The organism is Rossellomorea sp. ABR4_004 (assembly GCF_056159585.1).
The window spans coordinates 2,149,397-2,170,896 of the sequence record NZ_JBSWVM010000001.1; the positions used below are offsets into that span (position 1 = coordinate 2,149,397).

25 protein-coding genes are annotated in these 21,500 nt (G+C 43.5%); all 25 read right to left on the bottom strand.

The annotated features are described in order from the left end of the window. Positions 1-4: 4 nt before the first annotated feature. Entirely contained in the window at positions 5-754 is a 750-nt protein-coding gene (locus ACXAF2_RS10855) for a YwmB family TATA-box binding protein (RefSeq protein ID WP_475138657.1), read from the bottom strand. 222 nt (positions 755-976) lie between these two features. Further along, on the bottom strand, positions 977-1,213 hold the full coding sequence (locus ACXAF2_RS10860; protein ID WP_475138659.1) for a DUF1146 family protein: 237 nt from the start codon (positions 1,211-1,213) through the stop codon (positions 977-979). A 244-nt stretch (positions 1,214-1,457) separates the two neighbouring features. Further along, positions 1,458-1,862 carry a F0F1 ATP synthase subunit epsilon gene (locus ACXAF2_RS10865; protein ID WP_044339984.1) on the bottom strand — a complete coding sequence of 135 codons (405 nt, stop codon included), beginning with the start codon at positions 1,860-1,862 and terminating at the stop codon, positions 1,458-1,460. Between the two features lie 22 nt (positions 1,863-1,884). Further along, positions 1,885-3,288: a F0F1 ATP synthase subunit beta gene (gene atpD / locus ACXAF2_RS10870; protein ID WP_113969230.1), complete on the bottom strand. Its 1,404-nt coding sequence runs from the start codon at positions 3,286-3,288 to the stop codon at positions 1,885-1,887. 72 nt (positions 3,289-3,360) lie between these two features. Beyond that, positions 3,361-4,221 carry a F0F1 ATP synthase subunit gamma gene (locus ACXAF2_RS10875; protein ID WP_148971185.1) on the bottom strand — a complete coding sequence of 287 codons (861 nt, stop codon included), beginning with the start codon at positions 4,219-4,221 and terminating at the stop codon, positions 3,361-3,363. Positions 4,222-4,326: 105 nt separating this feature from the next. Further along, the gene (gene atpA / locus ACXAF2_RS10880; protein WP_475138661.1) at positions 4,327-5,835 is read right to left on the bottom strand and encodes a F0F1 ATP synthase subunit alpha; all 1,509 of its coding nucleotides are present in this window, start codon (positions 5,833-5,835) and stop codon (positions 4,327-4,329) included. A 27-nt stretch (positions 5,836-5,862) separates the two neighbouring features. Next, on the bottom strand, positions 5,863-6,399 hold the full coding sequence (locus tag ACXAF2_RS10885) for a F0F1 ATP synthase subunit delta (RefSeq protein ID WP_475138663.1): 537 nt from the start codon (positions 6,397-6,399) through the stop codon (positions 5,863-5,865). Further along, positions 6,396-6,914, bottom strand: coding sequence for a F0F1 ATP synthase subunit B (locus tag ACXAF2_RS10890; protein ID WP_475138664.1), 519 nt, complete (start codon positions 6,912-6,914; stop codon positions 6,396-6,398). The genes ACXAF2_RS10885 and ACXAF2_RS10890 overlap by 4 nt, the downstream gene beginning before the upstream one ends. Before the next feature lie 164 nt (positions 6,915-7,078). Next, on the bottom strand, positions 7,079-7,291 hold the full coding sequence (gene atpE, locus ACXAF2_RS10895) for a F0F1 ATP synthase subunit C (protein ID WP_044339990.1): 213 nt from the start codon (positions 7,289-7,291) through the stop codon (positions 7,079-7,081). Between the two features lie 72 nt (positions 7,292-7,363). Further along, a complete protein-coding gene (gene atpB, locus ACXAF2_RS10900) occupies positions 7,364-8,077 on the bottom strand; it encodes a F0F1 ATP synthase subunit A (protein WP_475138666.1) in 714 nt (237 codons plus the stop codon). A 22-nt stretch (positions 8,078-8,099) separates the two neighbouring features. Further along, positions 8,100-8,474 (bottom strand): ATP synthase subunit I, encoded by a 375-nt coding sequence (locus tag ACXAF2_RS10905; RefSeq protein ID WP_475138668.1) that lies wholly within the window; start codon positions 8,472-8,474, stop codon positions 8,100-8,102. 3 nt (positions 8,475-8,477) lie between these two features. Next, complete coding sequence (locus ACXAF2_RS10910) at positions 8,478-8,699, bottom strand: AtpZ/AtpI family protein (protein ID WP_113969237.1); 222 nt, start codon at positions 8,697-8,699, stop codon at positions 8,478-8,480. A gap of 548 nt (positions 8,700-9,247) precedes the next feature. Continuing rightward, on the bottom strand, positions 9,248-9,877 hold the full coding sequence (gene upp, locus ACXAF2_RS10915; RefSeq protein WP_034765147.1) for a uracil phosphoribosyltransferase: 630 nt from the start codon (positions 9,875-9,877) through the stop codon (positions 9,248-9,250). Between the two features lie 372 nt (positions 9,878-10,249). Further along, the gene (locus tag ACXAF2_RS10920; protein ID WP_475138669.1) at positions 10,250-11,491 is read right to left on the bottom strand and encodes a serine hydroxymethyltransferase; all 1,242 of its coding nucleotides are present in this window, start codon (positions 11,489-11,491) and stop codon (positions 10,250-10,252) included. Between the two features lie 409 nt (positions 11,492-11,900). Further along, on the bottom strand, positions 11,901-12,443 hold the full coding sequence (locus ACXAF2_RS10925) for a TIGR01440 family protein (protein WP_475138671.1): 543 nt from the start codon (positions 12,441-12,443) through the stop codon (positions 11,901-11,903). Between the two features lie 12 nt (positions 12,444-12,455). Continuing rightward, positions 12,456-12,899 (bottom strand): ribose 5-phosphate isomerase B, encoded by a 444-nt coding sequence (gene rpiB, locus ACXAF2_RS10930; RefSeq protein ID WP_475138672.1) that lies wholly within the window; start codon positions 12,897-12,899, stop codon positions 12,456-12,458. A gap of 153 nt (positions 12,900-13,052) precedes the next feature. Continuing rightward, positions 13,053-14,342 (bottom strand): methyl-accepting chemotaxis protein, encoded by a 1,290-nt coding sequence (locus ACXAF2_RS10935; protein WP_475138674.1) that lies wholly within the window; start codon positions 14,340-14,342, stop codon positions 13,053-13,055. A gap of 18 nt (positions 14,343-14,360) precedes the next feature. After that, the gene (locus tag ACXAF2_RS10940) at positions 14,361-14,798 is read right to left on the bottom strand and encodes a low molecular weight protein arginine phosphatase (RefSeq protein WP_475138675.1); all 438 of its coding nucleotides are present in this window, start codon (positions 14,796-14,798) and stop codon (positions 14,361-14,363) included. A gap of 139 nt (positions 14,799-14,937) precedes the next feature. Further along, on the bottom strand, positions 14,938-15,492 hold the full coding sequence (locus ACXAF2_RS10945; protein ID WP_475138677.1) for a manganese efflux pump MntP: 555 nt from the start codon (positions 15,490-15,492) through the stop codon (positions 14,938-14,940). A 146-nt stretch (positions 15,493-15,638) separates the two neighbouring features. Further along, complete coding sequence (locus tag ACXAF2_RS10950) at positions 15,639-16,679, bottom strand: L-threonylcarbamoyladenylate synthase (RefSeq protein WP_475138678.1); 1,041 nt, start codon at positions 16,677-16,679, stop codon at positions 15,639-15,641. Positions 16,680-17,031: 352 nt separating this feature from the next. Continuing rightward, the gene (locus tag ACXAF2_RS10955; RefSeq protein WP_187443715.1) at positions 17,032-17,472 is read right to left on the bottom strand and encodes a GNAT family N-acetyltransferase; all 441 of its coding nucleotides are present in this window, start codon (positions 17,470-17,472) and stop codon (positions 17,032-17,034) included. A 151-nt stretch (positions 17,473-17,623) separates the two neighbouring features. Continuing rightward, positions 17,624-18,493, bottom strand: coding sequence for a stage II sporulation protein R (gene spoIIR / locus ACXAF2_RS10960; protein ID WP_475138680.1), 870 nt, complete (start codon positions 18,491-18,493; stop codon positions 17,624-17,626). Between the two features lie 440 nt (positions 18,494-18,933). Beyond that, positions 18,934-19,806, bottom strand: coding sequence for a peptide chain release factor N(5)-glutamine methyltransferase (gene prmC, locus ACXAF2_RS10965; protein WP_475138681.1), 873 nt, complete (start codon positions 19,804-19,806; stop codon positions 18,934-18,936). Further along, positions 19,806-20,876: a peptide chain release factor 1 gene (gene prfA / locus ACXAF2_RS10970; RefSeq protein ID WP_148996332.1), complete on the bottom strand. Its 1,071-nt coding sequence runs from the start codon at positions 20,874-20,876 to the stop codon at positions 19,806-19,808. The genes prmC and prfA overlap by 1 nt, the downstream gene beginning before the upstream one ends. A gap of 151 nt (positions 20,877-21,027) precedes the next feature. Next, entirely contained in the window at positions 21,028-21,480 is a 453-nt protein-coding gene (locus ACXAF2_RS10975; RefSeq protein ID WP_475138682.1) for a hypothetical protein, read from the bottom strand. Between the last annotated feature and the right edge of the window lie 20 nt (positions 21,481-21,500).

The window sequence follows — 21,500 nt, forward strand, 5'->3', positions numbered from 1 at the left end:
TATATTAATATTCAATAATTAGGATGGGTGTGCCAATCACAAAGGTTGTCTTAGCGCCCATTCCGCTTTTCCGTAGACCTAGTTGTATATTCATATCATCATTTTTTGTTGGTATAGTCCGTGACATTTGTTCCGAGTAAGCTGAAATGGAATAAAAGTCTTCTTCTTTAAGTGATTCCAGTTCTTTAGCGTCTAATTTCGACATTAGTTCGACAGCCTGATTCGACAAAACTTTCTCAAGCTTATCATTGAATTCGCCTTTTATACAAGAGAAAATCATAGGTTTAGTAGTAAAAATGATTTCCATATTTGGGATAAATTCAGTTTTGATATACTGCTTCGTCTTTTCTCCCAACGCTTTCTGATCTCCGCGCATTTCATACATACTATACGAAACGGACTGCTTGTTTGTGAGGGTATGCTGCAACTTAATGGTTTCTTCCCCGTGAGGCGTCTGACGTTGTCCCACAACCATTACCTCTTCAGCTGATTTCTTCGTCACCCACTCAAAATCAGAAAATCTTTCTTGCATAGTAGTACTATATTTGGCAAACCCTTTATTCGTGAAGCTTTTTTTGTTTTCTCTTGCATATAGAGACCATTCAGTTATCTGACCTTGAGAATGAACAATGGCTTGGTCAAGCTTTTCAATGTCTAATAAATGATTGGCTTCGATAGTGTTGTTCCCATTAATAACAGGAAGAAAACCTAATCCAACAAAAAAGATTAAAATAATGTAAAGATACCGAGTCATTTTCCATTCCTCCCCTTACCTAAAAGTCTGTCCGAATAGGAGAAGAACATACTTGAAAATTGTCGTCATCTTTTTACAAATATTGAGTTGTCGGCAGGCTGTTACATGAAAGCGTTTCACTTTGAAACTTTTTCACAAAGGAACGAGCACAAAATTAATCTTACTTAAAACAGGCCCTGTTGAAAACATGCAGGAAGACCTATTTTTTGTCAGAAGCTCTACTTATTCAAAGAAAACAGTCAAGCTTTGAGACCACAAGTAGTAATCCAATAAAAATCGGCTGACGGCAGACCCGATCGCGATCGTTAGTAGGATATACAATAGTCTCCCTTGAGCGACTCGATTTTTTTTGAGGAGCTTGTCTAACTGGATGGATTGCAAAGACCAAAATGTGATCCCGAATACAAATAAATGCACGAGCATGCTGATAAGGGCCTGCTGGCCAAAGCTTTCTATCACTCTTCTCACTCCCAATGATCAATTCGACGCACAAAGTCCATTTTACCACATAATTCTGTAACGACATATGGAATTCACAAAATTTTTAGGTGAGTTGGGCAGTGGAAATTTATCCAGGTCCTTATAGGACTTACAATAAGACAAAGTAGATTTGGTACCTGTTTTTAAACCTTCCAACAGAGGTCCGTCCCTCTATTCAAAAAAACCACCCTTCCACAAGGAAAGGGTGGTTTTGGTGTTTTTATTAGAAGTTGCGTTCGGAAACGTTGATTCTGTTCATGGCACGCTTTAGAGCGAGTTCGGCACGACGGAAGTCTACGTCGTCGCGTTGTGCCTGCATGCGGTCTTCTGCGCGGCCTTTTGCTTCTTTCGCGCGTTGTACATCGATAGCTTCTGCTGTTTCAGCAGACTGTGCTAGAATTGTCACTTGTTCAGGACGTACTTCTAAGAATCCGCCACTGACAGCTACAAGCTCAGTGTTGCCACCTTTTTTCAGGCGAACCGCACCGATTTGTAGTGGAGCAACCATCGGAATGTGTCCAGGTAAGATTCCAAGCTCACCGCTTTGAGCTTTCGTGCTCACCATTTCCACTTCTGAATCGTACACTGGGCCATCGGGAGTGACAATATTGACTTTTAATGTCTTCATTTTCTTCCCTCCTGGTCCCTAATTATACCTCTACGCCCATTTCTTTAGCTGCTGCTAATACATCCTCAATCGGACCTACTAGACGGAACGCATCTTCAGGAATGTGATCGTATTTACCGTCAAGGATATCTTTGAATCCTTTAACAGTGTCTTTCACTTCAACATAAGAACCTTTTTGTCCAGTGAACTGTTCTGCAACGTGGAAGTTTTGAGATAAGAAGAATTGTACACGACGAGCGCGGTGTACCGTCAGCTTATCATCATCAGAAAGCTCATCCATACCAAGGATCGCAATGATATCTTGAAGTTCTTTATAACGCTGTAATGTTTGTTGAACATTACGAGCGATGCTGTAGTGTTCTTCTCCTACGATTTCCGGAGAAAGAGCACGTGAAGTCGATGCTAATGGATCTACCGCAGGATAGATACCCATCTCAGAAAGCTTACGCTCAAGGTTCGTTGTTGCATCCAAGTGAGCGAAAGTTGTAGCAGGAGCCGGATCCGTGTAGTCATCGGCAGGTACATAGATCGCTTGGATCGATGTTACAGAACCTACGTTCGTTGACGTGATACGCTCTTGCAATTGACCCATTTCAGTAGCAAGTGTCGGCTGGTAACCAACGGCAGATGGCATACGGCCTAGTAGGGCAGAAACCTCTGAACCTGCTTGCGTGAAACGGAAGATGTTATCGATGAACAGAAGTACGTCTTGACCTTGCTCATCACGGAAGTATTCAGCCATTGTAAGACCCGTCAAGGCAACACGCATACGCGCACCTGGCGGCTCATTCATTTGTCCGAATACCATCGCTGTTTTCTTGATAACGCCAGAGTCGCTCATCTCGTGGTAAAGGTCATTACCTTCACGAGTACGCTCTCCTACACCGGCGAATACAGAGATACCGCCGTGCTCTTGAGCGATGTTGTTGATAAGCTCCTGGATTAATACGGTTTTACCAACACCGGCACCACCGAATAGACCGATCTTACCACCCTTGATGTAAGGAGCAAGTAAGTCTACTACTTTAATACCTGTTTCCAGAATCTCAACTTCTGTAGAAAGCTGATCAAATGTAGGTGCTTGTCTATGAATTGGATCACGACGGATACCTGCTGCAAGAGGCTCGTCTAAATCGATTGATTCACCTAGAACGTTGAATACACGACCTAATGTGATATCCCCTACTGGTACAGAGATTGGTGCTCCTGTATCAAGCACGTCAGCTCCACGTTGTAATCCATCTGTGGAAGCCATCGCGATTGTACGTACAGAATCATCACCTAGGTGAAGGGCAACCTCTAATGTAAGTTCAGCTCTATCTGCAATTTGGACCTTTAATGAGTTGTAGATATCAGGAAGTTGGCCATTAGCGAACTTGACATCGACAACTGGACCCATTACTTGAAGAACGTGTCCTTTGTTCATCTCTTTCCCTCCTAACTAGCTTTTGACGACTAAACTATGTTGTAATCCGGCACTCAAGCCGGAATGTCATTTCTATTCGAGTGCTGCTGCCCCGCCGACGATTTCCGTGATTTCTTGGGTAATCGCTGCTTGACGCGCACGGTTATAAGAAAGTGTAAGGCTGTTAATGATTTCTTTCGCATTGTCTGTTGCGCTTCTCATTGCTGTCATACGTGCCGCGTGCTCACTGGCTTTACCATCAAGCAACGCTCCGTAAATCAAGCTTTCAGCATATTGAGGAAGCAACACTTCCAAAATTTCTTCAGCATTAGGCTCAAACTCATAAGAAGTTAAGTTCGATGAAGAAGAATCAAGCTCCGTTAAAGGAAGAACCTTCTTCTCGGTAACATCTTGTTGAATGGCACTGACATAGTGGTTGTAGTACATGTAAAGCTCATCATAAGCACCATCAGAGAACATGCTGACTGCCTTGTTGGCAATGTCTTTAATGTCTGCAAAGTTTGGTTGATCTGGTAGCCCTACAATACCTTCCACTACATTATCGCCTCGTTTTTGGAAGAAGTCCCTTCCAATACGACCTAACGCAATAATGGCGTATTCATCTTGTGAGCTGTGACGCTCTTTAATCGCATTACTTACAGCACGAATGACGCTCGAGTTATAAGCCCCCGCCAAACCGCGGTCAGATGTAATGACCAAGTAGCCGGTTTTTTTTACGGGGCGGGAGACTAGCATCGGATGCGTTACATCTGTGCTACCAAGGGAAATGGAAGCAACGACTTCCTGAATTTTCTCCATGTATGGGACGAAGGCTTTCGCATTCGATTCAGCACGGTTCAATTTAGAGGCAGAGACCATTTCCATTGCTTTCGTAATTTGACTGGTTTTCTTCGTAGATGTAATACGAGTTTTTATGTCGCGTAACGATGCCACTGGTTCTCACCACCCTTTTAAAATGTTAGTCATATTCACTAGAACCAACTAAATAATAGAATAATCAGCCGGTGTCATCAGAATGAACACCGACGTCCTATTAAATTACTCAGACTTTACAAATGTCTTCTTGAATTCGTTGATCGCTGCAACCATTGCATCGTCTTCAGGAAGACCTTTTGTTGTGCGGATATGGTCTAACAGTTCTGTATGGTTGTGATCTAACCAGCTTAGGAATTCACCTTCGAAACGACGAATATCTGTTACTGGAATATCATCTAAATGACCTTTTGTTAATGAATAGAAGATCATAACTTGTTTTTCAACATGTAGTGGTTTGTTAAGATCCTGCTTCAGTACTTCAACAGTACGGGCTCCACGATTCAGTTTCGCCTGTGTCGCTTTATCAAGATCTGATCCGAACTGAGCAAATGCTTCAAGTTCACGGTATGCCGCTAAGTCAAGACGCAGTGTACCGGAAACCTTCTTCATCGCTTTGATTTGTGCGGATCCACCAACACGTGATACGGAAAGACCTGCATTGATCGCCGGACGAACACCGGAGAAGAATAGGTCAGATTGTAAGAAAATCTGTCCGTCAGTGATGGAGATAACGTTTGTTGGAATGTAAGCGGAGATATCTCCTGCTTGTGTTTCAACGAATGGTAATGCTGTGATGGAACCTCCACCTTTTGCATCACTTAATTTCGCAGCACGTTCGAGTAAACGAGAGTGCAAGTAGAATACGTCACCAGGGAATGCTTCACGGCCTGGAGGACGACGTAATAATAATGAAAGCTCACGGTAAGCAGATGCTTGCTTAGAAAGATCATCATATACAACAAGAACGTGCTTGCCGCTATGCATGAATTCTTCACCCATTGTGATACCAGCGTATGGTGCTAAGAATAGCATTGGAGCTGGTGAAGCAGCTGATGCCGTTACAACGATTGTGTAATCAAGGGCACCGTGCTTACGAAGCGTTTCAACTGCATTACGTACAGTTGATTCTTTTTGTCCGATCGCAACATAGATACAGATCATGTCTTGACCTTTTTGGTTTAGGATCGAATCGATCGCAACAGATGTTTTACCTGTTTGACGGTCTCCGATGATTAACTCACGTTGACCACGACCGATTGGAACTAGAGCGTCGATCGCTTTGATACCCGTTTGAAGTGGCTCGTGTACAGATTTACGATCCATAACACCAGGTGCTCCACCTTCGATTGGACGTGTTTTCGTTGTCGCAATTGGACCTAATCCATCAACTGGTTGTCCAAGTGAGTTTACAACACGACCTACTAATTCTTGTCCTACTGGAACTTCCATGATACGTCCAGTACGACGAACCTCATCGCCTTCACGAATGTCAGTAAATGGTCCGAGAATGATGATACCTACGTTGTTTTCCTCTAAGTTCTGCGCCATACCCATGACACCGTTAGAAAATTCAACAAGCTCTCCAGCCATGACATTGTCGAGGCCATGAGCACGAGCGATACCGTCACCGATTTGGATAACTGTACCTACATCGCTTACTTTCATCTCAGACTGATAGTTTTCAATTTGCTTTTTTATCAGCGCGCTGATTTCTTCCGCCTTGATGCTCATGAATTTCACCCCTCATTTATACGAAAGTTAACGAACAAGTTCACGCTCAAGACGACCCAACTTACCGGCAAGAGTTCCGTCATAAATACGGTTGCCGATACGGACCTTAAGTCCGCCAAGTATGTTCTCGTCTATCACATTCTCAATTCTTAATGATTGTTTCCCAATTTTCTTAGCAAAAGAAGCTGAGATTGCTGTCTTCTCATCTTCTGTTAAAGCACGTACGGAGTACACCTTTGCTTCTGCGATTCCTCTAGCGTCATTAGAAAGCTCGATGAATGCATTGACAACTCCCACTACCTGATCTTCACGATGACGATCAGTCATAAGAAGAAGTGTATTCAATACTGGTACTGAAACGCTTGAGAACGCTTCTTTCAACATGTCTTTCTTCTTATCCGTCGAAAACTTCGGATTTTCCAAAAGAATGCTTAATTCTTTATTTTGGATAAAAACGGATTTCACTGCACGAAGCTCTTGTTCAATCGCTTCTAATTGATTTTGTTCTTTGGCAATATCGAAAAGAGCTAACGCATAGCGTTTTGCGACTGTAGAGTAGCTCATCGCTCTTCTCCTGCCTCTTTAATATAATCGTTGATCAGCTTCTGTTGATCTTGAACAGAAAGTTCTTTTTCAATCACTTTCGATGCAATCAGAACAGATAGTGAAGCAACCTGCTCGCGTAATGCTGCCATCGCTTGTTCTTTCTGCGTCTCGATTTCACGTTTCGCAGATTCTTTCAAGCGCTCAGATTCCTGACGAGCGGCAATGATGATTTGTTCACGTTGCTCATCGCCCTGCTTCTTAGAGTTCTCGATCATCGCTTGCGCTTCTTGACGAGCCTCTTTTAAAAGTTGACGCTGTTCTTCTAAGCTCTTATTTGCTTCTAGACGGCTTTGTTCAGCCGCTTCTATTTCGCCTGCAATGTGATTCTCACGCTCTTGCATGATGCCCATCAAAGGACCCCAAGCAAACTTCTTCAGTAACGCAAGAAGGATAAGGAACATAACAAGCTGGAATACGATATCTCCACCTGTAAAGCCGCCACCAGCTCCAAGGACAAATGCGTTTGTAAGCACGCGGTTTCACTCCCTTCAAGAGTCAATGCCTTCCATAAAGAAAAGCTGTACAATATCGGCAAATGCCGTATCATTCATAGTCAATTGTTCATAAGTACTAAACATAAAGGAATGGCGAAGGTTCTTATCGAATGATCTTCGCCATCTTGAACTTTAAACTGCTATTATTGACCCATTACGATGAATGCGATAACTACTGCGATGATAGGAATCGCCTCTACTAACGCAACCCCGATGAACATTGTAGTTTGAAGCATTCCACGAGCTTCCGGTTGACGAGCCATACCCTCTACCGTACGTGAAACAATAAGACCGTTACCAATACCTGCACCTAGTGCTGCTAAACCGATTGCAATTGCTGCTGCTAAAAGACCCATTCTGAATTTCCTCCTTTAAATGTATAAAAAAATGTTTTGAGTAGTTTTGTTCAATTTTGAACAGGGTATATATTAATGGTCGTGGCTGACTTTGTGAGCCATATAAACCATCGTTAACATAACGAAAATAAATGATTGGATTGCGCCGACAAAGATTGAGAAAGCTTGCCATACAATCGTTGGGATAATGGCACCCAGTAATCCGGCTGCTCCCATATGAGCGAGGCTTCCTACCAGTAGTGTAAGCAGGATTTCCCCAGCGTAAATGTTACCGTAAAGACGAAGACCAAGCGTTAGTGTGTTGGCAAATTCTTCAATGATCTTCAGCGGGAATAAGAACGACATAGGTCTGAAGAAGTCTTTACCGTATTCACCGAAGCCTTTCATCTTGATTGCATAATAGTGCGTTAACACAACGACCATAACCGCCAGGGTCATAGTAATAACTGGATCCGCTGTTGGTGACTTCCACCATAATTCGTGGTCAATGACTACCGAGAACGGAAGTCCTAACATGTTTGAAACGAAAATGTACATGAGCAAAGTAAGTCCAAGGAGATGGAAACGACCACCTGTTTTCCAATCCATATTACTTTTCACGATATTTTTGACAAAGTCCATGACCCACTCCATAAAGTTTTGCACTCCGGTCGGTTTCATGGCCAGTCTACGAGTTGACAGAACGGCAATTAAGAAAACAACGGCACTCGCCACTGTGATCATCAGAACGTTCGCCAGGTTAAAAGTTAACCCTAGAAACTCGGCTGTAGGATTTTCATGATGCAATGAAATTCACCTCTCTTCCCCGCTATTTATGAGCTAAAAGCTGCTGAATAAAATAATCTATCATAATGACAAGGTAAATTGTCATTAATCCCATAATGACGCTCAGGAGATGAAAGTGCTCAGGGTATTCCGTTGCAATAATGACTGCAAAGGCCGCACCTGCCATCCTTGAGAAGGTTCCTAAAGACCGAACCTTTTGACCAGATTCTACTGCATCACCGAATCGCACGGTTCTCCTCATGATCAGCCAGTGACTAAACAGACTGATGCCTGTCCCCAAAATAAGCCCAAGGAAAATAGACTGATAGGAAGTGAAACCCCAACCGAGGACGTAAAGGGAAAGGAGGAAAAATATGTACTTACGATGCCTGTTAAACACTTGCTGAAGTTCTGGCATACATTAATCTCCCGAATTGAAATGTTGGACTGTACGGAGCATGGTGTAGATTCCTGTTGCGAGCCCAAGGAGTAGTCCAATAATTAAGAAAAGTGGTGTGGTGCTCCATATTCCATCTAACCATCTCCCGCCGAAGATCCCTATTAAGATAGAACCAACAAGCTGGGAAAGAATAGCAGAATACAAGACCATCGATTGATACGGGCGTCGATCATTTTGACGCATTTTTTCTCATCTCCACACATGTGATTTAGTGGAAAATCGTTCACACTGTACAAATGATGAAAAACCGTTTCCATAAGGGTTCAACCCTTGTGAAAACCTTATCATTTGATACCCTTTGTAAGCATACAATAGGGTATTATCTATGTCAATGAGTTCAAGTTAAAAAGTTCACAACCTATCCACGCGTTTCCAAATTGTTCACATTTTAAACACATTTACATAAAAGCAGAGGCGGGTTGGTCAGAGGCGACAAGCATAAGACGAATTGACCGGAAAAGCACCCTTTGCCTTTTTGGTTAATTTATCTTATAACCTCGAGCCCCAAGCCCCCGGAGCTGGACAATCGAAAAGCGGAGCCGACTTGTCTCACGTATACATAGAATTCTATCTTCACATACCCCTCCATTATATAGAAAATTCTTTTTATGAGTAACCCTTGAATTTAATGTAAATACTTCCAACTAAATTACAATAGGAATTAGGCGTTATATAAATAGAAAAGCCGGGTTATCAAATATAGATAATCCGGCTTTCCTGTTTATTTCAAATTATTTCGTACCGTATAAACGATCTCCAGCATCCCCTAAACCAGGAACGATGTATCCTTTTTCATTCAGCTTCTCATCAAGAGCCGCAATGAAGATGTCAACGTCAGGATGTGCTTCCTTGATTGCGTCTACCCCTTCAGGACAAGCAACGAGACACATGAACTTGATGCTTACGGCGCCACGCTTCTTTAATGAGTTGATGGCTTCAACGGCAGATCCTCCTGTGGCAAGCATTGGATCAACCAGGATGAAGTCACGCTCTTCCACATCACTTGGAAGCTTTACGTAATATTCAATCGGTTTAAGAGTCTCCGGGTCACGATATAAACCAACATGTCCTACTTTTGCAGCCGGGATCAGTTTAAGAATCCCATCAACCATTCCCAACCCAGCTCGCAGAATAGGAACAATCCCTAACTTTTTACCTGCAAGAGTCTTGGCCTTTGCGTTGCTTACTGGCGTTTCCACATCTATATCCTCTAATGGTAAATCACGTGTAATTTCAAACGCCATCAGTGTCGCTACCTCATCAACAAGCTCACGAAATTCCTTCGTACCTGTTTCTTTATCACGAATAAACGTTAATTTGTGTTGGATTAACGGATGATCAAATACATATACTTTGCCCATTCGACTCTCTCCTTTAAATTCGATTTTATGTAAAAATAGTTTGTCTACTTCCTTTACACCTCAGACTATTGTACATAAAAGACAATTTAAGAGCAACATGAGATGGGAAGTGTAATGGAATCGTTAGAATTGAGATGAGGGGTGTGGGACAAAGACGTGTAGGCTGGAGTATTTCTCGTGAGATTTAGTTAATTATGTTAATCGGCTGGATTAATGTCTGAATCGGCCGGATTTTCGCCCATAACGGCCGTATTCCACTCAAAATCGCATAACAATCGGCAACTATATGTTTGAAAACCTACTTCTCTACTAATTCCCCATCAAAAAAACCTCTCCACCAGGAAGGTCCTTCTTTGGTGGAGAGGTCATCTATTATCTTTCCGGATATAATTCAAATTTGCTTGTTAAGTCAATGACACGTTTGCGTGCTTCTTCCAGTTTCGCTTCGTCTTCATGGTTCTTAAGAGTCAGCGCCATGATGGAAGCAATTTCGTCCATGTCCTTTAGTCCAAAGCCTCTGGATGTAACAGCTGCCGTTCCGATACGGACACCGCTTGTTACGAACGGGCTTTCAGGATCGAATGGAATCGTGTTTTTATTAACGGTAATCCCGATTTCATCAAGGACTTTTTCAGCGATTTTCCCAGTCAGTCCTAGTGAACGCAGGTCGATCAATAATAGATGGTTGTCTGAACCACCGGATACAAGATTGATTCCTTCTTTTACAAGACCTTCACCTAAACGGTTCGCATTGTCGATGATGTTCTGCGCATAGTCTTTGAAAGAATCCTGCAGCGCTTCACCGAAAGCAACAGCTTTAGCTGAGATCACGTGCATAAGCGGGCCACCTTGAATTCCAGGGAAAATAGACTTGTCTATTTTCTTTGCAAACTCTTCTCTGCATAGGATCATACCGCCACGAGGTCCGCGTAATGTTTTGTGAGTCGTTGTTGTCACGAAGTCTGCATAAGGAACCGGGTTCTGATGAAGACCGGCTGCTACAAGACCAGCGATGTGAGCCATATCCACCATTAGGTATGCTCCCACTTCGTCTGCGATTTCGCGGAATTTAGCGAAATCGATCGCTCTTGGATAGGCACTTGCTCCCGCTACGATCAGCTTCGGCTTATGCTCTAACGCTTTTTGTCTAACATCTTCATAATTGATCAGGTGCTTTTCTTCGTCCACACCATACTCTACGAAGTTATATTGAATTCCACTGAAATTGACGGCACTTCCGTGAGTCAGATGTCCACCATGAGATAAGTTCATTCCAAGAACCGTATCTCCTTGTTCGAGGATCGTGAAGTAGACTGCCATATTGGCTTGTGCTCCTGAGTGAGGCTGAACATTTACATGTTCTGCTCCAAATAGTTCCTTCGCACGATCGCGAGCCAAATTCTCAGCTACGTCCACATGCTCACAGCCACCATAATAGCGACGACCTGGGTACCCTTCTGCATACTTGTTTGTCAGAACGGAGCCTTGTGCTTCCATAACCGCTTCACTGACAAAGTTCTCAGATGCAATTAACTCGATTTTTGTTCGTTGACGCTCTAATTCATCTTGAATCGCTGCATAAATTTCCGGATCTTGCTTGGCAATCTTACTCATACATATCCCCCTTTAATTCATAGGCCCAACTGCTCTAGGTGCCTCATTGATTCATTCACTCTCATTCTAACACGATTCAGCAAAACGCGAAATAAAAACCTCTAGTCAAAACGTAATGTTCGTGTTTAGAGCGTATCGAGAGGGACGGACCTCGTGTGATATTGTTCACAAACATCCTCTCTGCTCTCTTACACACTCCCATAAGTAGCATTGTGACTATCCTTGTCGAAATAAGAGGAACATGTGCCGTTATATTATTAGGTTCTCTACATTACCTACCATCACCTTTAACATAATCATATTCTCCATGTCTCCCTTTATAGTTCGGGATTTACACCTTGATCTAAGATACCACCGAAATAAAGGTCCGTCCCTCACATCAGAGGTACGGACCTTTTAGTAGAGAATATTATTCGTACACGGCTCGGATTCCCCCGATGAGTTTTGGTCTGGTCTTGGCCAGTGTGACGTGGGCTTCGCCGAGGCTTTTTTTTGATACCCGGATTGGGACGGCTACGTGTTTCAGGTGCATGCCGATGAAAGTATCTCCGATGTCGATGCCGGCGTCGCCTTTAATATGCTCGACCATAACGGGATCTTCAAAGGAATGGTACGCTTGGGTCGCCATCGCCCCTCCTGCTTTTCGCACAGGAATGACCGTGACCTCATCCAGGCCTTTTCTTTCTGCAACATCTCTTTCCAAAACAATGGCACGATTTAAGTGCTCGCAGCATTGAAATGCAAGCGAAACACCTATGGAATCAGCCCATCCTTTTAACTCATCAAAAATCATTTCCGCTACTTCAATCGTTCCCGATGTTCCGATCCGCTCCCCCATCACTTCTGATGTTGAACAGCCTACAACAAACACTTGTCCTTTTTTCATTGGAACCTGTTTGCTGAAATCTTGCAGGATCGTTTGAAGATCTTGCTTCATTTGAGCGATTTCCATGAAATCCACTCCTTATTGTTTGTCTTCGTATGCCGTGATTTTCCCCACACGGTTGGCATGGCGGCCGCCTTCAAACTCTGTCACCAGCCACGTTTGGGCGATTTCACGCGCTAGTCCGGGTCCAATCACACGCTCACCCATTGCTAACATATTACTGTCATTGTGCTCACGCGTTGCTTTCGCACTGAACACATCATGTACAAGGGCGCAACGGATTCCCTTGACCTTATTAGCTGAGATGCTCATCCCGATGCCCGTTCCACAAATCAGGATACCACGATCGAATTCACCGCTGGCTACCTTTTCCGCAACAGGCACCGCATAGTCCGGATAGTCAACGGATGTTTCACACTCACAACCGAAATCCTCATATTCGAGGCCCAGATCTTCCAGTAGTGATTTGATTTCTTCCCGGATATTTAGCCCGCCGTGATCGGATGCAATTGCAATCTTCATAATTAATCCCACTCCCTATAGCCTTTGATACGTTTATTTTGCCACACACTCATGATTATATAAAGTTTTTCGGATTGTTTTTGAGAGAATGAGTCGAAAGCCAGACAACTACAAAAAAACGGACATGAGGTCCGTCCCTCATGCCCGCCTTTTTTATAGATGAAAACGCGTAATCGTACCTTTAAGTGATTCTGCCTGCTCTCTTAGATTCAATGCCAGCTTCTCTACATCCCCCATCACAGCCGCTTGTTCTTTAGTGGAGGCTGACACTTCCACTGCCCCTGCGGAGGTTTCTTCTGCGATGGCCGCAACTTCCTGTGATTGCTGGGAAGTCAATTGAATGCTGTTCATTTGCTGATCGACAAGAACGGATATATTTTGAACGGCATCCGCTACTTCATGAATCGTTTTCGTCATCGTTTCGATCATCTCATTGGTCTGTGTTCCTTTTATTACTTCGGAATTTGCAGAGTCAACTTGAGTCGTAATCTGGCCAACCACATTTCCAACCTCGATTTGAATGTTCTTGATAAGATCCGAAATTCCTTGAACTGCTTTGCCGCTTTCATCTGCCAGTTTGCGGACTTCCTCGGCGACAACTGCAAATCCCTTACCGTGCTCGCCTGCACGTGCTGCTTCAATGGAAGCATTTAAAGCGAGAAGATTGGTCTGGTTCGCGATATCACCGACCAATTGAATGATCTGTTCCACTTTTTTCGCATTGTCTTCCAATCGGCGAACAGCATCTAAAGAATCTTCATTTCCTCTTGCAAGTCGGCTTATGCCTTCTACCAGGGAATGAATGACTTCCTTGCTTCCTTGAAGCTCCGTCACCATATGCTTGGACATTTGTTCTGATGATTTGGAGTGATTCTGTACTTCCTGTGCGATCCGGATCACGTCCTCAACAGATTCAGCCGTCGTTTGAATCGCCATCGCCGAGCTTTCGGCACCTGCTGAAATTTCGCTGATCGTTTTGGAAATGGAATCCGCTTGAATGGAAGCTGATTCCGATGCTTTCGACAGCTCAATGACATTGGAATTGGTTTTGGTGAAATTTTCGTCGATACTCGACACCATGTCGCGCAAATTATGCAGCATGCGATTGAAGGCCAGTGCCAGTGACCGGATTTCATCATCCGACTTCGGTACCTCCACTTCTACGGCAATGTCCCCTTCAGCTGCTTTTAACGCAGCCTGTTCCAAACGCTGAAGTGGTTTGACGATGAATCCAGCTGCAAAAAAGGCAAGCACACCTGACCAGAACACTCCCATCCCAAGCGTCATGCTCGTAAATAAAAGTTCGTTCATTTCAGGTGCAAAAGTAGGTTTGATAAAATAAATAAAAAGTGCACTTGTGGAATACGTCACCATCGCAAGAAGCGTGATAAAGAAGACCAATTTCTTTCTAAGACCCGTTTTGTAGCTTCTCTCTTTCCCCATTCTTTCTCTCTCCCTGTCTCAACCCAGCTTTTTAATTAACTCCTCAATCAATGAATCCAGCTCTCTGTATGTATGTCTATAGATGTCCACACTTCCCCCGTAAGGATCCGATACATCCAAATCTGCAGGATCTTCATGGACAAACTCTTTCAATGTGAAAATTTTGTCCGCCACATGTGGATACTGATCCACAATTGCCCGCTTATGATTCGAAGTCATCGTGAAAATATAGGAAGCCCAATCCAGATTCTCTTTTGAGAGCGAACTCGATTGGTGTCTATGTATTATATCGTTCTCTTTCAGCACTTCTTTAGTCTGAAATGAAGCATCACTTCCGTCCATGGCAAAAACGCCAGCAGATTTCACATCAAACCTCTCAGCACCCTTATGCTTCAAAACAGCCTCTGCCATAGGACTTCGGCACGTATTTCCCGTACAAACAAATAAAATATTCATCACGTCATCCTCCTTACAACCTATTATAAAATATTTTCCAAACCTCACCTAGCTCATTCACTTAGAAAATGAAAAAAGCCCACCCAAAAGGGACGGACCTTCCTCAATTAAATCGCGATCTCCTGGCAACCACCTTATTTCACAACGGCAGCAGCAGCTTAATCCCAAATGCAAACAAAATACTTCCCCCAAGGGCTTCGCTATACGTCCCGAGCACCCCTTGAAATTTACGGCCTATGAATAAACCAGCCCAGGTCAATACCGTCGCCGCTATTCCAAAACAGAAGAGAGCAACCGCTGTCCTGGCTCCGAATATCCCCAGGGTCAAGCCAACGGAAAAGCTATCCAGGCTTACGCTCAAAGCAAAGAGGACTAAACCAAATCCTACCGGGGAAATGAGCGTCGTCTCCTCTTCTTTGAAGCTGGACATGAACATTTGTATTCCCAATACAATCAAAAGGAGCCCGCCGGCATACCCCGCAAAGGCACCGAACGTTTCTGATAAAAACTTCCCCGTCATCATCCCGAAGAGGGGCATCCAGACATGAAAGATCCCTACAACCAATCCTATATAGAAAATCTGCTTTAATCTCAACTGAAACATACCCATCCCGATCCCGATCGAAAAGGCATCCATCCCAAGAGCAAATGCCATTAACATCAAGGTAATCAGTTCTCCAATAATCGTTGTCATTTTTGTTTTTTCCCCCTCCGGACATGCCTACAGAACAAATTTATGCACGTCCAAAGGGAAATAGAATGGTAAATGGGTTTGTAGATTGGGTATTATTTACTCCCACAAAAAACCCCTACAGTTCTCTCAAACCGTAGGGGTAACGATTATCCTTTAATCACCCGATACCCCGCAGCTTTTTGAAGCCGGTTCATAATCGCCAGTCCGACGCCTTCTTCGGGAAATATTTCGGAGAAAATGATATCCACGTCCCTTTTATTAAAAGCTCGCAGCGTATCGTAGAGATTTCGTGCGACTGTTGTCAGGTCCTCTCTTCGTCCAACCGAGAGAATGACGTCTGCACAGAAGTCATCCATGAATTCTTCCGTTGTTAACACTCCAACTTTGAGACCTTCTGCTTTTTTGTTATCCACTAATTTCTGAAGATCTGCCCTCGTACCGTCCACTAAATACACAGGAGCATCAGGTGCGTAGTGCGTATATTTCATACCTGGTGATTTCGGAGCCCCCTTTCCTTCTTTTAAAGAAGGATCCACAAAGACTCTACCGAGTACTTCTTCCAGCTGTTCGACCGAGACTCCTCCAGGACGTAAAACCATCGGGATTGGTCCGGTGCAATCCACTACCGTCGATTCCACACCGATACCCGTTTCACCTCCGTCGACCACTCCCGCGATCCGGCCATCCAAATCTTCGATGACATGCTGAGCCGTTGTCGGACTTGGTTTTCCCGAGCGGTTGGCACTTGGGGCCGCAATCGGGAGCCCTGACGCTTCAATGATTGCAAGGGCTACTGGGTGATCAGGCATCCGGATCCCTACGCTAGGTAATCCAGCTGTTACTTTTTCAGAAAGTACGTTTTCCTTAATTTCAAAAATAATCGTTAATGGACCCGGCCAGAAAGCATCGATGAGGTTCGCTGCTTCATCAGAAACCTCCTCCACCAGTTCATCCAGCTGATCTATATTTGATATGTGGACAATCAGTGGATTATCAGATGGTCTTCCCTTCGCTTTGAAGATTTTCCCCACAGCCGTATCCGATTTCGCATTGGCACCCAGACCATAAACCGTCTCTGTCGGGAATGCCACCACTTCATTCTGTTGAAGAATCTTCGCTGCATCCACAATTTGTGGATAACTTTCATTGTTATCCACATCTCTTTCCACAATCCAATGTTTCATCATTTCCGTCATCCACCTTCTATTATCAACACTCATTTCTGTGTATAGATACAGAATTAACAAGCGTTCAACTACTTTACTCTTTTGAAAGTATAAAAGAAACCCCACAAATTCTCAAGTATTGTCCACAAAACGTGAATATTACTCTCCAGACTGTGGATAAACCTGTGGATGGTGTGAATAATTCTGAAAAAAGAGATATTTACGTTAGTGATCGGGACTTCACACATTTTGTCGAATTTCCAACATAAAAAAACTGAATCATTTCTCAATAAAAATGATTCAGTCTACTAGCAGAGTGCTATGGCAAAATAATTTATTCTAGTTGGAATTTGTCGAAATCCCTCCTATCAACCTAAAGGTCCAGCCTCATCGTAATACAGTTATCCACTGTGGATAACTTTTGCGCGTGAACAAACTTCTGCAACTCATCCACAAAAGGCTCCTTTTCCTGTTGAAAACCCAGCAGGTCAAAGAAGTTCAGCGAGGCTTTTCGATTGGAGATCAAGTAAAGACGCGTAAGTTCTTTTTCTTGCGCCAATTTTAATATTTCTTGGAAAAGAGCAAACAATTCTTCACTTTCAAATGATGAAGTCACAACGAGGGAGCGAAGAAGCCCGATCTTCTCTTGAACCTCAATACCGAGAGTCCCGATTAACTGGTTGTCCGAGTCTTCTACTACTAAAAAGCAATCAATACTATTTTTAATGCCTTCTGTGCTTAATCCTGCTTTCATTAAGAAGGCTACAACTTCATGGATATCTTCCTGTGTTGCTTGGCGAATCACTTTTAACATCACATTTCATCCTCCCTTTTCTATCATCCCCTAATGTTAATGTATGAGGGGAAAAAGAGAATAGAACAAATTGATGCGAAAAAATACTAGAACGATAGATTTCCCTCGAATATAAAAAAAGCTCCATCTCAGGTGGATGAAGCTTTACATTTTACTTATTGAATAATCCTTTGAAAAAATCGACTACGAAAAACCGAACCTCTACTTCTTCCTCTTCTCCTTCTTCGACGAAGACTGGCTCTTCTTGTGCCGCCTCCGTTTCAATCTCTTCTTTTACGGGAAGTTCCTCTTTCTTAGTCTCTTCAACCACTACTGTCTCTTCCGCTGCTGCCGCTTTTACTGTTTCCATCTCAACCTCTTTATAAGCAATAACATCTTCCATGACGATTTCAGGAGATTGCGTTTCTACTTCTTCAGTATTCGAATCCATCTCTGCAACCACTTCATCTTCCGGATCCACTTCAGTAACCTCATTCCCGCTCGCTTCCACTTTCGTTTCAAACCCAGGACTTCTTACTGCATTTCCAGTCGAGAAATCAAGGAAGCATAGAGGAGGATAAAGAACGCACCACCAGTTCGCCCCTTCTCCTGCACCGAGTGTGATCAACACCGCTTCATACTCTCCTGCCGGGTACAAATACTGACCATATAATTTAGTAGGAAACTCAACTTTTCCGAAATCAATTTTCACCGATTGATCCAATCCCTGTTCAGCGACCACTTCTTCTGCAATCTTCTGAAGCTGCGGCAAGCCTGCTTGAATCACTGATTTCGCTTCATCCTGTGATGTAAGAGTCGCCACCCAATTCGTAATCTCTTTATTTACTTCATCACGAACGAGTCTTTTCACATTTTGGTCCTGCTCCAAATCACTATTTGCCAGGATCCGCAGTCGAATCGCTTCTTCCGGAATCACCATCGTCTCCTGAGCCGCCATTTCCTGCTTCGGTATATATAAACTTAGAATCGTTCCTAATGATAGAATCAAGATATACAATAACACCGTATGTTTTGTTTTCATTTCCTCTCCCCCTCAGTAAAACAGTCTGGTCAAAAGGGGGAAATCTTAAACTAGTAAAATAACATTTTTTCGTTTTAAAAATCTGCTGAATCTGTTTTTTCAAAAAAACACTAGGAGCTGTAAATAAAGGCTATATTCGTTAACTTTGTTGCTTTTGAAAAAGCGAGTGCTAGTTGATTTCCGCTCCAGGTGCTCGCTTTCCGCGGGGCGTGAGTTGAGCCTCCTCGGGCTTCACCCTGTGGGGTCTCAACTTTCCCGCTATTCCCGCAGGAGTCGAGCACCTGCAGCGAGAATCAACTTTCTGAGAATATCTCTTTTATAAATATTAATAGCGAAACAACTTTTTTAAATCCTTCCTGCAAAAATCTCACATTCCACTCAAAACAGATCAATTCTCATAAAAAAACACCCCCGATCACACGAATCGAGGGTCAACATCCTTATTTTCTTACACAAAACACCATTCGATCTTTCCCATTGATATCATGTACGACTTCCACTTCTGCATCAGGGAATGTATTCCGAAGCAAGTCAGCTACCGTCTTGCCCTGTCCGACTCCGACTTCGAAGCCGATGAGACATTTTTCTTTCATCACCAAGGGCAGTTCATCCATAAATCTCTTGTATAGATCATAACCATCTTCCCCACCAAACAAAGCGAGTTCAGGCTCATGCTCAATGACTACATCGGATAGCGTTTCACGATCTGTCAGGGGAATATATGGTGGATTCGATAGAAGGATATCGAGCTTGGCGCATTCTTCCATTAAAGGCTGCAGTAAGTCCCCTTCATAAAAGCGAACCTCAGCTCCGAGTCTCTCACTGTTTTCACAGGCAACCGCCAACGCTTCACGAGAAATATCCACAGCCATCATATCAAGAGGGAAACGATCCGCCTCAAGCTTCAACGTAATTGCAATCGCCCCACTACCCGTTCCAACATCAGCAGCCTGCAAAGAAGTGTCCGAATCACTAAACAGATCTTTCATTTTCTGCAAGCTATAATAAATCAGTTCTTCCGTTTCAGGTCTCGGAATCAGCACATGCTCATTCACCACGAACTCCCGACCATAAAACTCCTCAACCCCAATAATATGCTGAATTGGTACTCCACCAACATGCCGTCGAATACCATCCTGGAACTCTTCCCACTTTTCCCCCGGGACGGACCTCCGCTGTTCAGCCAACAGCTCTGAACGGGACATCCCTATTATATGCCGCAAATAGATTTCTCCCACATTTTCATCACGGCCATTTTCGACTAAAAAAGAAGAAGCCCATTTTAGGGCTTCAAATATGGTAACAGACGTCATTATTCTTCCAGTCTCTCAAGAAGTTTGGATTGATCCTCGATGATTAACGCATCGATGACTTCATCCATCTTTCCTTCAAGAATTTGATCAAGTTTTTGAATCGTCAATCCGATACGATGATCCGTTACGCGGTTTTGTGGGAAATTGTACGTACGGATACGTTCGGAACGGTCACCTGTACCAACGGCTGATTTACGGTTTGCATCGTATTCAGCTTGAACTTCGCGTTGGAATTTATCGTAAACGCGGGCACGCAATACTTTCATTGCTTTCTCTTTGTTCTTGATTTGTGACTTTTCATCCTGACATGACACGACTACACCTGTAGGCATGTGAGTCAAACGGACAGCAGACATGGTTGTATTAACACTCTGTCCTCCCGGGCCACTGGATGCGAAGGTATCGACACGGATATCTTTGTCGTGAATATCCACTTCGACTTCTTCCGCTTCCGGCAGGCAGGCAACCGTTGCGGTCGATGTATGTATACGTCCGCCGGATTCTGTTTCAGGTACACGTTGCACACGGTGTGCCCCGTTTTCGTATTTCATTTTGGAGAATGCACCATTTCCGTTGATCATAAAGATGATTTCTTTATATCCACCAACGCCAGTCGAGTTCGCTTCCATCACTTCGGTCTTCCACCCTTGTGATTCTGCATAGCGGCTGTACATACGGTATAAGTCACCGGCAAACAAGGCTGCTTCATCTCCACCTGCAGCACCACGAACCTCCATGATTACGTTCTTATCATCGTTCGGGTCTTTCGGGATCAATAATATTTTCAGACGGGCTTCCAATGCTTCAATTTGTTCTTCAAGCTCGGAAACTTCTTCTTTCACCATTTCACGCATATCAGCATCAAGCTTATCATCCAGCATCGCCTTAGCGTCTTTATACTGCCCAGTAAGTTCTTTATATTCTCGATATGCTTCTACCGTTGCTTGGATGTCTGATTGCTCTTTCGAATAATCTCTTAGCTTCTTTGGGTCATTCACAATTTCTGGATCACTCAATAGTTCATTTAACTTATCATAGCGATCTTCCACTGCTTGTAAACGATCGAACACAGCTATTCACCTCAATTTTAGTCCATAACAGTCTAATTATATTATATGGTGTATGTAAACACAAGGAAGATCAGGAATGGGCAGAAGGCTTAAACGGGTGGATCTTATGTAGAAGGCAAGCAGATCAGCATCCTGACCTGCTTGCACTTTTTTATCTTTCGGTGATTTTCACATTTATATCGTACTTTGGAATGGCTTTTTCCAGTCTCTCTTTTAACATCGCTTCTTCTTTATTCGTCTCAGCCATACTCATTTCATTTTGGGTATGGGCAGTGACCCACATTTGTTCCCCATTGATCCACACTTCATCTGGTTCGAAGTTGGAATACTCCTTCACAACCTCACGCGCTTTATCTTCATACACACCCGTCGTTGTCGATGTTGTGCCTGGTGAGTTCGTCAGGTTAGGGAAGTTCGGGTTTTCATTTGTCGTATTTCGGACGCTTCTATCTTGACGATCATTCATATCATCTTTTCGATTATCAATGAACCGTGTTCCATTTTGATCCTCGTGCATACCGAATTCCGATTCCTGATTTACTCCACACGCGGTGATTAAAATGAAGAATACGGTAAAGGATAAAACTAATACTAACTTTTTCATACTTTCACACCTCCTGCTTA

Bases quoted from the DNA above. Each gene is read 5' to 3' on its own strand.
- ACXAF2_RS10855 (WP_475138657.1), bottom strand. From the start codon at position 754: ATGACTCGGTATCTTTACATTATTTTAATCTTTTTTGTTGGATTAGGT.
- ACXAF2_RS10865 (WP_044339984.1), bottom strand. From the start codon at position 1,862: ATGAAGACATTAAAAGTCAATATTGTCACTCCCGATGGCCCAGTGTAC.
- atpD (WP_113969230.1), bottom strand. From the start codon at position 3,288: ATGAACAAAGGACACGTTCTTCAAGTAATGGGTCCAGTTGTCGATGTC.
- atpA (WP_475138661.1), bottom strand. From the start codon at position 5,835: ATGAGCATCAAGGCGGAAGAAATCAGCGCGCTGATAAAAAAGCAAATT.
- ACXAF2_RS10885 (WP_475138663.1), bottom strand. From the start codon at position 6,399: ATGAGCTACTCTACAGTCGCAAAACGCTATGCGTTAGCTCTTTTCGAT.
- atpE (WP_044339990.1), bottom strand. From the start codon at position 7,291: ATGGGTCTTTTAGCAGCAGCAATTGCAATCGGTTTAGCAGCACTAGGT.
- ACXAF2_RS10905 (WP_475138668.1), bottom strand. From the start codon at position 8,474: ATGCCAGAACTTCAGCAAGTGTTTAACAGGCATCGTAAGTACATATTT.
- ACXAF2_RS10910 (WP_113969237.1), bottom strand. From the start codon at position 8,699: ATGCGTCAAAATGATCGACGCCCGTATCAATCGATGGTCTTGTATTCT.
- upp (WP_034765147.1), bottom strand. From the start codon at position 9,877: ATGGGCAAAGTATATGTATTTGATCATCCGTTAATCCAACACAAATTA.
- ACXAF2_RS10920 (WP_475138669.1), bottom strand. From the start codon at position 11,491: ATGAGTAAGATTGCCAAGCAAGATCCGGAAATTTATGCAGCGATTCAA.
- ACXAF2_RS10925 (WP_475138671.1), bottom strand. From the start codon at position 12,443: ATGGAAATCGCTCAAATGAAGCAAGATCTTCAAACGATCCTGCAAGAT.
- rpiB (WP_475138672.1), bottom strand. From the start codon at position 12,899: ATGAAGATTGCAATTGCATCCGATCACGGCGGGCTAAATATCCGGGAA.
- ACXAF2_RS10935 (WP_475138674.1), bottom strand. From the start codon at position 14,342: ATGGGGAAAGAGAGAAGCTACAAAACGGGTCTTAGAAAGAAATTGGTC.
- ACXAF2_RS10940 (WP_475138675.1), bottom strand. From the start codon at position 14,798: ATGAATATTTTATTTGTTTGTACGGGAAATACGTGCCGAAGTCCTATG.
- ACXAF2_RS10945 (WP_475138677.1), bottom strand. From the start codon at position 15,492: ATGACAACGATTATTGGAGAACTGATTACCTTGATGTTAATGGCATTT.
- ACXAF2_RS10950 (WP_475138678.1), bottom strand. From the start codon at position 16,679: ATGATGAAACATTGGATTGTGGAAAGAGATGTGGATAACAATGAAAGT.
- ACXAF2_RS10955 (WP_187443715.1), bottom strand. From the start codon at position 17,472: ATGTTAAAAGTGATTCGCCAAGCAACACAGGAAGATATCCATGAAGTT.
- spoIIR (WP_475138680.1), bottom strand. From the start codon at position 18,493: ATGAAAACAAAACATACGGTGTTATTGTATATCTTGATTCTATCATTA.
- prmC (WP_475138681.1), bottom strand. From the start codon at position 19,806: ATGACGTCTGTTACCATATTTGAAGCCCTAAAATGGGCTTCTTCTTTT.
- ACXAF2_RS10975 (WP_475138682.1), bottom strand. From the start codon at position 21,480: ATGAAAAAGTTAGTATTAGTTTTATCCTTTACCGTATTCTTCATTTTA.